The sequence below is a fragment of the Streptomyces sp. MH60 genome (genome assembly GCF_002939385.1).
GTDB lineage: Bacteria > Actinomycetota > Actinomycetes > Streptomycetales > Streptomycetaceae > Streptomyces.
Genome location: NZ_MULI01000058.1, coordinates 37,267 through 47,552, shown reverse-complemented (window position 1 = coordinate 47,552; position 10,286 = coordinate 37,267). Strand labels below are relative to the sequence as shown.

Annotated in this window: 11 protein-coding genes and 2 tRNA genes; 6 read left to right on the top strand and 7 right to left on the bottom strand. The window is 72.1% G+C overall.

All coding sequences use genetic code 11. From position 1 onward, the window contains the following. A partial coding sequence (locus tag BZZ08_RS28130) for a PAS domain-containing protein (protein WP_133169229.1) occupies positions 1 to 1,741 on the bottom strand: 1,741 nt, incomplete at its 3' end. A gap of 226 nt (positions 1,742 to 1,967) precedes the next feature. After that, positions 1,968 to 2,429, bottom strand: coding sequence for an SSI family serine proteinase inhibitor (locus BZZ08_RS28125; RefSeq protein ID WP_104635026.1), 462 nt, complete (start codon positions 2,427 to 2,429; stop codon positions 1,968 to 1,970). Between the two features lie 180 nt (positions 2,430 to 2,609). On the opposite strand from BZZ08_RS28125, the gene BZZ08_RS28120 reads away from it, so the two are divergent. Together BZZ08_RS28120 and BZZ08_RS28115 are read left to right on the top strand one after the other, a co-directional pair. Further along, positions 2,610 to 2,700, top strand: a tRNA-Ser gene (locus BZZ08_RS28120). Positions 2,701 to 2,891: 191 nt separating this feature from the next. Continuing rightward, positions 2,892 to 2,964, top strand: a tRNA-Arg gene (locus tag BZZ08_RS28115). Between the two features lie 74 nt (positions 2,965 to 3,038). Here the strand turns inward: BZZ08_RS28115 and BZZ08_RS28110 are convergent. Then, on the bottom strand, positions 3,039 to 3,470 hold the full coding sequence (locus BZZ08_RS28110) for a DUF7144 family membrane protein (protein WP_241965585.1): 432 nt from the start codon (positions 3,468 to 3,470) through the stop codon (positions 3,039 to 3,041). Positions 3,471 to 3,621: 151 nt separating this feature from the next. Further along, positions 3,622 to 4,053, bottom strand: coding sequence for a DUF6010 family protein (locus BZZ08_RS28105; RefSeq protein WP_104635025.1), 432 nt, complete (start codon positions 4,051 to 4,053; stop codon positions 3,622 to 3,624). Positions 4,054 to 4,278: 225 nt separating this feature from the next. On the opposite strand from BZZ08_RS28105, the gene BZZ08_RS28100 reads away from it, so the two are divergent. Next, positions 4,279 to 5,766 (top strand): peptidoglycan D,D-transpeptidase FtsI family protein, encoded by a 1,488-nt coding sequence (locus BZZ08_RS28100; RefSeq protein WP_104635024.1) that lies wholly within the window; start codon positions 4,279 to 4,281, stop codon positions 5,764 to 5,766. A gap of 82 nt (positions 5,767 to 5,848) precedes the next feature. On the opposite strand, the gene BZZ08_RS28095 is transcribed toward BZZ08_RS28100, so the two are convergent. After that, positions 5,849 to 6,208 (bottom strand): winged helix-turn-helix transcriptional regulator, encoded by a 360-nt coding sequence (locus BZZ08_RS28095; RefSeq protein WP_104635023.1) that lies wholly within the window; start codon positions 6,206 to 6,208, stop codon positions 5,849 to 5,851. Positions 6,209 to 6,314: 106 nt separating this feature from the next. On the opposite strand from BZZ08_RS28095, the gene BZZ08_RS28090 reads away from it, so the two are divergent. After that, positions 6,315 to 7,196, top strand: coding sequence for a DUF2797 domain-containing protein (locus BZZ08_RS28090; protein WP_104635022.1), 882 nt, complete (start codon positions 6,315 to 6,317; stop codon positions 7,194 to 7,196). A gap of 72 nt (positions 7,197 to 7,268) precedes the next feature. Continuing rightward, positions 7,269 to 8,195, top strand: a complete 927-nt coding sequence (locus tag BZZ08_RS28085) for an amidohydrolase family protein (RefSeq protein WP_104635021.1) — start codon at positions 7,269 to 7,271, stop codon at positions 8,193 to 8,195. Positions 8,196 to 8,204: 9 nt separating this feature from the next. On the opposite strand, the gene BZZ08_RS28080 is transcribed toward BZZ08_RS28085, so the two are convergent. Continuing rightward, positions 8,205 to 8,897, bottom strand: coding sequence for a metal-dependent transcriptional regulator (locus BZZ08_RS28080; RefSeq protein WP_104635020.1), 693 nt, complete (start codon positions 8,895 to 8,897; stop codon positions 8,205 to 8,207). Between the two features lie 8 nt (positions 8,898 to 8,905). Further along, a complete protein-coding gene (locus tag BZZ08_RS28075; protein WP_104635019.1) occupies positions 8,906 to 9,439 on the bottom strand; it encodes a YbhB/YbcL family Raf kinase inhibitor-like protein in 534 nt (177 codons plus the stop codon). A gap of 137 nt (positions 9,440 to 9,576) precedes the next feature. On the opposite strand from BZZ08_RS28075, the gene BZZ08_RS28070 reads away from it, so the two are divergent. Continuing rightward, the gene (locus tag BZZ08_RS28070) at positions 9,577 to 10,260 is read left to right on the top strand and encodes a GntR family transcriptional regulator (RefSeq protein ID WP_104635028.1); all 684 of its coding nucleotides are present in this window, start codon (positions 9,577 to 9,579) and stop codon (positions 10,258 to 10,260) included. Positions 10,261 to 10,286 lie beyond the last annotated feature (26 nt).

Here is a 10,286-nt window from a genome sequence, read left to right as displayed (position 1 = left end):
CGGCCGCGGCGGCCCCGGCGTCCGGCGCGGCGGGGGCGACCTGGACCGGCTCGGCGCCCTGGCCCGCGACGGCACCCGCGCCGCCCCCGATCGGCACCTCGAGCACGTACGCGCTGCCGCTCATGCCCGGCACCTCGTGCGTCTGCAGCACGCCGCCGTGGGCCCGCACGATCCCGCGCACGATCGGCTCGTGCACCGGGTCTCCCCCGGCGTACGGCCCGCGCACCTCGATGCGTACGACCTCGCCCCGCTGCGCCGCGGCCACCACGACGGTGTTGTCCAGGTAGCCGCCCGTCGCCGAGACGGGCGAGTTGCCGGTGGCGTCGACGCCCGCGACGTCCGCGACGAGGTGCGCGAGCGCGGTGGCGAGCAGCCGGGGATCGACCTCGGCCTCGATCGGCGGCGCGTGCACGGCGAACTGGACCCGCCCCGGCCCGATCAGCTCCACGGCCCCGTCGACCCCCGCGGCGACGACGGCGTCGAGCATCACCTTCGTACGGGCGACCTGTTCGTTGCCGACGTCGAGGCGCTGGTAGCCGAGGACGTTGTCGATGAGGGTGGTGATGCGCGAGTAGCCGGCGGACAGGTGGTGCAGTACCTGGTTGGCCTCGGGCCACAACTGCCCGGCGTCGTCCGACGCCAGCGCGGCCAGCTCCCGGCGCAGCTCGTCGAGGGGGCCGCGCAGGGAGTCGCCGAGCAGGGTGAGCAGCTGCTCGTGCCGTCCGGCGATCGCCTCGTACCGGTCCTTCTCCCGCTCACCGAGGGCGGCGTAGCGGTCGGCGTCCGCGGCGATCTCCTCCGCGTGCTTCTCCCGCAGCTCCTCCAGTTCGGCGACGTGCCGCTGACGCAGGGCGGTCAGCTCGGAGGCGTGCTCCTCGGCGAGCCGCTCCAGCTCCTCGGCGTGCCGCTGCTCCGCCTCCTCGTGCTCCTTGACCAGCGCGTCGTAGGGGCGCCGGTCGGTGAAGGTCATCACGGCGCCGACGAGCTGGTCGCCGTCGCGCACGGGTGCGGTCGTCAGGTCGACCGGCAGCTGGTCCCCGCTCTTGGCGAACAGCACCTGCCCGCGCACCCGGTGCTTGCGCCCGGAACGCAGCGTGTCGGCGAGCGGGGACTCGTCGTACGGGAAGGGCGAGCCGTCGGCGCGCGAGTGCAGGACGAGGGTGTGCAGCTCCCGGCCGCCCAGTTCACCGGCGCGGTAGCCCAGGATCTGGGCGGCGGCCGGGTTGACGAGGACGATCCGCCCGTCGGTGTCGGTGCCCACGACGCCCTCGGAGGCGGCCCGCAGGATCATCTCGGTCTGCCGCTGCGAACGGGCCAGCTCGGCCTCGGTGTCGACGGTGCCGGAGAGGTCGCGGACGACCAGCATCAGCAGCTCGTCGCCGGTGTAGCCGTAGGTGTCGTAGGCCTGCTGGCCGGTCTCCAGGTTGGCGCTGGTGACCTCGACGGGGAACTCGGAGCCGTCGGTGCGCCGGGCGACCATCCGCGTCGGCTTGGTGCGCGCCCGCGGATCGATGTGGTCGGGGCGCCGCATGGAGCCGGGGATGAGGCGCGAGTCGAACTGCGGCAGCAGATCAAGCAGTCCCCGCCCGACCAGCGCGGTGCCCGGCGTCTCGAACGCCTCCAGCGCGATGGTGTTCGCGTTGACCACGGTGCCGTTGGCGTTGACCAGGACCAACGCGTCCGGCAGCGCGTCCAGTATGGCTGCGAGGCGAGCAGTGCCTCGGGATGGCCTGCTGCTCACGAGACGCTTCCCTCCTGTTACCGCACTTGCCGACCGCCTGGGCCATCCTGCCAATCGTGCCCGCAGCGTGTCACGCGAGGGAGTCTAAGGGTTGGGGCCCGCCGGGCGGCGTGGGATGGGACGGAGGTCGCACGAGGAAGTGACGTAGAACGTGTGACCGGTGCCCGTCCGGACCCGTCGTCCGAGGCCACAAGCCCACGCCCACGCCCATGCCCTCGTCCCGCGCCTACGACCGGGCCGGGGCCCCGATCTCGGGCAGCAGCGGCACCATGCGGTCCCAGCGGGAGATCTCGCAGCCGTCGCGGCGGTCGTACGTCGCGTCGACGGGACGCCCGGCCCAGGTGCCGGTGACGTGTGCGGTGGCGGGGCCGCCGTACTGCATGGTGCAGACGCTGCCCTCGGGCACCGGTGCGAAGACCTCCCGGCCCCACCGGGTGTCGCCGTCGACGACGGAACAGGCGTCCTCGGCGTGGGGGTGGTCGCCGCCGGCGGGGTGGCAGTACAGCTCGTACGTGCCGTCGACGCCCGCGCCGGCGTCGCGGACGGTGACCGTGAGGTGGTCACCGTCCGGAGCGCCGGGACCGGCGGCCGCGGCCGGGTGCGCGGCGCAGACGGAGGCGAGGGCGGCGGCGGACAGGGCGGCGGCGCCGAGAAGGCGGGCGGCGGGGGTGCGGGTGACCTGGAACATGACCTGACCAACGCGCGGGCCGCCCGGACGTTGCGCGACCGGCCGTGGACTACGCCGTAAGGGCTTTGCCCTGCGGCCCGCCCGCCTAGTACCGTAGGGGCCGATTGGTGACAGCGCGCTCAACTGTGTCATCATCGGCACGCGCCACTCGCGCTCGCACGCGAGGTGGTGATGTTGTCTGGAGGCGTCGCCTAGTCCGGTCTATGGCGCCGCACTGCTAATGCGGTTTGGGTCTTAAAGCCCATCGAGGGTTCAAATCCCTCCGCCTCCGCACCGATCACCGAAGCCCCGGCCCACACGGCCGGGGCTTCGGTGTTGCAGGCCGGCCTCAGATGGCGTTTGCGCAGGTCACAAGGGGTACGGCCAATGGATTTCACATGACGGCGGCAGTCATGTAATGTTCTTCCTGTCGCCGCGAGCGGGCCGGAAGGGCCGGGAGCGGCGGTAAAACTGAAAAGACAAGCACTCGTAGCTTAACGGATAGAGCATCTGACTACGGATCAGAAGGTTGCAGGTTCGAATCCTGCCGAGTGCACACAGGTCAAAGGCCCCGGAGTGATCCGGGGCCTTTGTCGTTTCACGGCCGTACGGCAGCTCTTCTGAGGCGCTTCACCCACTGCCGTCGGTTCCGGCAGGGAATCTGGTGAGGGCAAAGATGATGAAGAGGTCCAGTGCCATCATGGGGATGGCCCACAGCGGGTAATAGGGGACGAACATGAACTGGGTGATCAGGCTGATGCCTGCCATCGCGGCACCGGCCCCGCGCCCCCAGCTCTTGTTCGTCACGACACCCATGCCGACAATGACGAGTGCCAGCCCGACCACGATGTGGATCCAGCCCCAAGAGGTCAGGTCGAACCGGTAGGAGTACTGGGAGGCGGCGAACAAGTTGTCTCTTGCGATGCCTGATGCGCCCATGAGAATGCTGAGCGGGCCGCTGAGCATCATCAGGGCGCCGGCGAAGAGGGACGCGCCGCTGAGCCGTCCGCTGTCCCCCGGCCCGCCATGCCCTCGCCGTGTCTCGCTCGGTATCGCTGCCATGGTCGCCACCTTCCTGTACAGCACGGTCACCGACGCACGACGCCGCTGCGACGCCAGCCACGCCTCACTGACAGGATCACCGCGATCCTTAGGTATCGCGACTGCAGCCAGCCGTGAGGACTCGGCGACCCATCTGGTGAGACCGGGCCCGTCAGGTGACCATCCGCTCCTGGGGAGCGCGACGGCCCGGGAGGAGTTCGCGCAGGGACGGGCCGCCGCGCAGGCACCACAGGGCGATGACCGGGTCGCAGATCGCGCAGCCCAGGGACGAGTCGTGGGCGAAGGGGAGGATCGGGTTGCCCTTCAGGTGGTGGACGACGTCCCACGCCGTGTGCAGCAGCCAGCCGATGCCGATGAACGTCCAGGACGTGAGGCCCCGGTAGGCGACGTACAACATGAGCGCGCCGAACGGGAGCTCCCAGCCGTCCAGTCCGCCGCCCGAGAAGTAGACGCCCCCGGCCCCGGCGATCCCGAGGGCGTTCAGGGGCCGCCGGTGTCGGTCCGGGACGAGGGAGAGCAACAGGACGACAAGGAGGCCGATGCCGATCGGCATGACGTAGGGAAGGAGGCCGGCAAGGTTCATGCGGGCACGCTATGCAGGGCGCGGGGCAGGTCCCAGGGGCAGGAGTGACAGGTTCCGACGGATTGCCGCCGCCGGGACTCGGCGGCCACGGGCGACGGGAGTCGGGCGACACGGCGGTCACGGGCGACCGGACGTGATGACGGTGCGCAACTTTGTCTAGGGTGAGCGCATGTTGAGAGGACCAGTCTTCATATCCGACCGGACGAGCCTCGACGGAGGCCGACGGTGAACAAGCCGCTGAGGGCCGTGGCGATCTTCTGCGGTCTGCTGGTGCTCGGCCTGCTGATCCGCGCGAACTGGCTGCAGTACGTCCGGGCCCCGGAGCTGGCCTCCGACACCGACAACCGGCGGGTGCAGATCGAGCAGTTCGCCACCCCGCGCGGCGACATCATCGTCGGCGGCCGGGCCGTCACCGGCTCCAAGGAAACCGAGACCACCGACCTCAAGTACAAGCGCACCTACGTCGACGGGCCGATGTACGCGCCGGTGACCGGATACGCCTCGCAGGCCCAGGGCATGACGCTGCTGGAGAAGACCTACGACGGCATCCTCACCGGCAAGGACGACCGGCTGGCCTTCCAGCGGTTCGCCGACGTGGTCAGCGGTGAGGGGCGGCGGGCCGGCTCGGTGGTCACCACCATCGACCCGAAGGCGCAGAAGGCCGCCTGGGACGGGCTGACCGATCTGAAGGGCGCCCGGGGGGCCGTGGTCGCGCTCGACCCGCAGACCGGGAAGGTGCTGGCGCTGGTCTCGGCGCCCTCCTACGACCCGTCCGCGTTCGCGGGCAGCACCTTCAAGGAGTCCGACCGCTTCGTGGCGCTGGACAAGAAGAAGAACAAGCCGCTGGCCAACCGCGCGCTGCGGGAGACCTACCCGCCGGGCTCCACCTTCAAGATCCTCACCGCCGCCGCCGCGCTGGAGCACGGGATCGTCAGCGACGTCGACGCCCGCACGGACGCCGTCTCCCCGTATCCGCTGCCGCAGTCCACCAACAAGATCGGCAGTGAGGCCGGTGACGCGGTCTGCAACAAGGCATCGATGAAGACCGCCATGCAGCACTCCTGCAACAACGTCTTCCTCGACGCCGCCTCCAAGCTGGGGCAGGACAAGATGCGCGAGACGGCCGAGAAGTTCGGCTTCAACGAGGACGTCTACTCCGACGACTTCGGCGACCTGCTCGCCAGCAAGAGCCTCTACCCCGAGGACCTCGACAAGCCCGGCACCGCGCTCACCGGCATGGGACAGGGCAGCCTCACCAGTACGCCGATGCAGATGGCCATGGTCACCGCCGGGATCGCCAACGACGGAAAGGTGATGCAGCCCTACGTCGTCGACGAGGTCAAGGGCCCGGACCTCGACACCCTGGAGAAGACCGAGCCCGCGGTGATGAGCGAGGCGGTCTCCGCCGAGACCGCGCAGAAGGTCCAGGAGATGATGGAGTTCACCGCCAAGGAGGGCAGCGCCCGCCGCGCCCAGATCGACGGTGTCACGGTCGGCGGCAAGACCGGTACCGCGCAGCGCGGTGTCAACGTGAACGACGAGGTGCCGTACGGCTGGTTCGTGTCCTACGGCAAGAAGGACGACGGGTCCTCCGTCGCGGTGGCCGTGTTCATCGACCCGACCGACATGGACATCTCCCGCGGGGACATCTCCGGTGGCGGGCTCGGCGCGCCCATCGCCAAGAGCGTCATGAAGGCGGTCCTGAAGTCATGAAGGCGGTCCTGAAGTCGTGAAGCATCTCCTGAAGTCGTGAAGCATCTCCTGGAGTCGTGACGCCGTCGGGGGCGGCGGCGCGTCACGCCTGGTCCGCGTCGTACGCCCCCCGGGCCCGCTCGACCGCCGCCGTCCGGCGCTCCGTCCAGCGCGCGAGGTCCCGGACCTGTTCGGCGGCCTCGCGGCCGAGGTCGGTGAGGGAGTAGTCCACGCGGGGCGGGATCACGGGCTTGGCGTCGCGGTCGACCAGGCCGTCCCGCTCCAGTGTCCGCAGGGTCTGGGCCAGCATCTTCTCGCTGACCGAGCCGATCTCCCGGCGCAGTTCGCTGAAGCGGTAGGGGCGGTCGAGCAGAGCGATCAGGGCCAGGGTGCCCCAGCGGCTGGTGACGTGCTCCATGAGCAGACGCTCGGGGCACATCGGTTCACTTTCTGCCATGGTCATACGGTACGTCCGGGCGGGCGCTCACCATGAGTGAGTGCCCGCCCGGACGTCGTCGTGGGCTCCGGTCACCGGCCGTTGTCAGTGGTGCCCTCTACTGTCGGTGGGGATGGCACAGGCATGGAAGTGCGCGGGGCTGCGGTGGGCGGCGGACGGTCCCGTGCTGACGTGGGTCGGGGGTCGGCGCAGTGTGCTGGCCCGGGGGAAGCGGGTGGCCTTCGCGGTCGCCGAGGGGGGTGTGCGGACGTGTAGGGGAGCACGGGGGAACGCGTGCCCGGTGCGGGCCGGCGTGCCGGGGCGGAGTACGGGGGCGCGGTGCGAGGAGTGCGCCCGGCTGGACCGGGCCCACTCCGTGGCCGCCGACACCATGGCGGACGATCCGCGGCCGTACCGCGTCTATCTGGCGTGGTTCGGTCCGGGCCTCGTCAAAGTGGGGATCACCGCATACGAACGGGGTTCCGCCCGGCTCCTCGAGCAGGGGGCCGTGTGTTTCAGCTGGCTGGGCCGCGGGCCGCTGATGGCCGCGCGCCGCACCGAGGAGCTGCTGCGGGCGGCGCTGGGCGTGCCCGACCGCATCCCGTACGCCCACAAGCGCGCGGTGCGGGCCGCGCTGCCCGAGTCGGAGGCGGAGCGGACGGCCGAGATCGCCGGGCTGCACGCGCGGGCGGCGGCGCTCGGCGGCTGGCCGGAGGCGCTGACGCCGGAGCCGTTCCGGGGCGTCGACCACGCCGGTGTCTTCGGGATCACGGGGGCGGAGTGCGGGCCGGCCGCCGTGGCGGAGGTGGCCGAGCTGGTGGCGGGCGGGGCGATCGGGGGTGAGCTGGTGGCCGCCGCCGGGCCGGATCTGCATCTGGCGACGGAGCGCGGGGTCGTCGTGCTCGACACCCGGCTGATGACGGGGTGGGAGCTGCTGGCCGCCGGCGGCGAGCCGTGCGCCGTGCCCCTGCGGGAGCTCAGAAGAGCGGCCGGAGTACAGGACGGCCTGTTCTGACCTCGTCTCCCGGGCGTTCCCTCGCCCCCTCGCCCCCTTGTTCAGGGGAGCGCGGGGCGCCATCGTGGCCGCATGAGTGATCACGAGGTGAGGCAGGTCCGCCGGTTCTGGGAGGGGCTCGGGCTGCCCGGGCTGATCGACGTGCACACGCACTTCATGCCCGAGCGGGTGCTGCGCAAGGTCTGGGCCTACTTCGACGCCCTCGGGCCGCTGACCGGCGGGGTCGAGTGGCCGATCACCTACCGGCACCAGGAGGACGAACGCGCGGAGCTGCTGCGCGCGTTCGGGGTGCGGGCCTTCACCGCGATGCTCTACCCGCACAAGGCGGGCATGGCCCAGTGGCTGAACGACTGGGCGGTGGACTTCGCCCGCCGCACCCCCGACTGCCTGCACACCTCCACCCTCTTCCCCGAGCCGGGCGTCGAGGCGTACGTCCGCCGGGCCGTCGAGGCCGGGGCGCGGGTCTTCAAGGCACATGTGCAGGTGGGGGCCTACGACCCGGCCGACGAGCTGCTCGACCCGGCGTGGGGCGTGCTCGCCGAGGCGGGGGTCCCGGTCGTCGTGCACTGCGGTTCGGGCCCGGCGCCCGGCAAGCACACGGGGCCCGAACCGATCGCGCGGGTGCTGGCGCGGCACCCCCGGCTGCGGCTGGTCGCCGCGCACCTCGGGATGCCCGAGTACGAGGACTTCCTGGACCTCGCCGAGCGGTACGGGGAGGTGCGGCTGGACACGACCATGGCGTTCACCGACTTCAGTGAGCGCCTCGCGCCCTTCCCGCGCCGTGCGCTGCCCCGGCTGGCGGACCTGGGCGACCGCGTCCTGCTCGGCACCGACTTCCCCAACATCCCGTATCCCTACCTGCACCAGCTGCACGCCCTGGAGCGGCTGGAGCTGGGGGACGAGTGGCTGCGCGGGGTGTGCCACGACAACGCGGCCCGGCTCTTCGGGCTGCCGGGGAACCAGCGGGGCCAGGAGGGCCAGGAGGGCCGGCGGAGCTGAGGTGCGGGCTCAGAGCGGGGCGACGAAGACGTGCGCGGCGGTCCGCGCCGGGAGCCGGGCGGTCCGGTCGCCGCTGCCGACCGCCACGCCGCCGGGCCACGCCGTGACGCTCACGACCGCGCCCGGCCGCACCCCGGCCCGCCGCAGGGCGGACAGCATCCCGCGGTCGGTCTGGACCGGCTCCCCGATGCGCCGGACGACCGCGCTCGCGCCGTCCGGACCGGGGCGCAGGTCACTCAGGCTGACCGTGCTCCCGGCGGGGTGCGGGACCGCGGTGTCCCTGCCGCCCAGTTCCGCCAGGCCCGGGATCGGATTGCCGTAGGGCGACTCGGTCGGGTGCCGCAGCAGGCGCAGGAGGCGGTGTTCGACGGCCTCGCTCATCACGTGCTCCCAGCGGCACGCCTCGGCGTGCACCTGCTCCCACTCCAGGCCGATCACGTCGACCAGCAGGCACTCCGCGAGCCGGTGCTTGCGCATCACGCGCGTCGCCAGCCGTCTGCCCGTGTCGGTCAGCTCCAGGTGCCGGTCGGCGGCGATCCGCAGCAGCCCGTCGCGTTCCATGCGGGCGACGGTCTGGCTCACGGTGGGGCCGCTCTGGTCCAGGTGCTCGGCGATGCGGGCGCGCAGCGGGACCACGCCCTCCTCCTCCAGTTCCAGGACGGTGCGGAGGTACATCTCCGTGGTGTCGATGAGCCTGGACACGGGGTGGGTCAGGCCGGGGTCTCGGCGGTGGCGGTCAGGACCGCGCGGCCGAGGATGTGCCCGGCCAGGGTGAAGCCGAGGAGGGCGGGGGTGGCGTCGGCCGGGACGCCGATGGACTCGACGTCGAGGGCGTGCACCACGACGAAGTAGCGGTGCGGGCCGTGCCCGGCCGGCGGGGCGGCGCCGATGTAGCGGGCGGCGCGGGCGTCGTTGGGGAGCTGGAAGGCGCCCTCGGGCAGGCCCGAGCCGGTGTCGTCGCCGGCGCCCTCGGGCAGTTCGGTGACGGTGGCGGGGATGTCGGCGACGGCCCAGTGCCAGAACCCGGACCCGGTGGGGGCGTCGGGGTCGTAGACGGTGACGGCGTAGCTCCTGGTGCCTTCCGGCGCGCCGCTCCACGACAGCTGCGGGGAGAGGTCCTTGCCGCCGGGGACGCCGGAGGAGTGCTGGGCGTCCGGCCAGGGGGCACCGTCGGTGACGGTGGTGCTGGTGAGGGTGAAGGAGGCCGCCTCGGGGAGGCGGGCGAACGGGTTGTTGGGGCTCATCGCGTCGTTTTCCTTTCGGGCGGGCCGGCCCTGTGGGCCGTGCCGGGCCGTGTGCGGTGCGGGCGGCCGTGGCGGCCACTGCGATCGACCATAACACTGATAATCGATTATTCAAGAGATCGTCTATGCTGCTTCCCATGACTCAGACCGGCCCCACCTCGCCCCCGCCGACGGGGAAGCGGATGCTCTCCGAGCAGGTCTACGCACACCTGCGGGACGCGATCATGCGCGGCGACCACGCCCCCGGCACCGCCCTCAAGCCGCAGGACCTCGCCAAGGAGCAGGGCGTGAGCCTCGCCGTGGTGCGCGAGGCCCTCGTCCGGGTGGTCGGCGACGGGCTCGCCGACCGGCTGCCCAACCGCGGCTTCGCCGTCCCGGCCTACTCCGACCGCCGCTGGCAGGAGATCGCGGAGGCCCGCCGCACCATCGAGCCGGTCCTGCTGCGCATGTCCGTCGAGCGCGGCGACGTCGACTGGGAGGCCCGGGTGCGCGCCGCCCACCACCGGCTGTCCCGCACGCCCGCGTACACGCCGGAGGAGGGCGAGTACTACAGCGAGGCGTGGTCCGAGGCGCACCGGCTCTTCCACCGCGCCCTGATGGAGGGCTGCGGCAACCCCGTCCTGCTGGAGACCTTCGACCGACTGTGGACGGCGAGCGAACTGGCCCGCCGCTGGTCGACGCACCGCAATCCCGGCCGGGACGGCGTCGAGGAGCACCGCAGGCTGGAGGAGGCGGCGCTGGCCCGCGACGCCGACACCGCGGCCGAGGTACTGGTCCGCCACCTCACCCTCACGGCCGAGGGGCTGACCGGCGAGGCCTGAAGGGCCGTCCCGGGACGCGCCCGCGG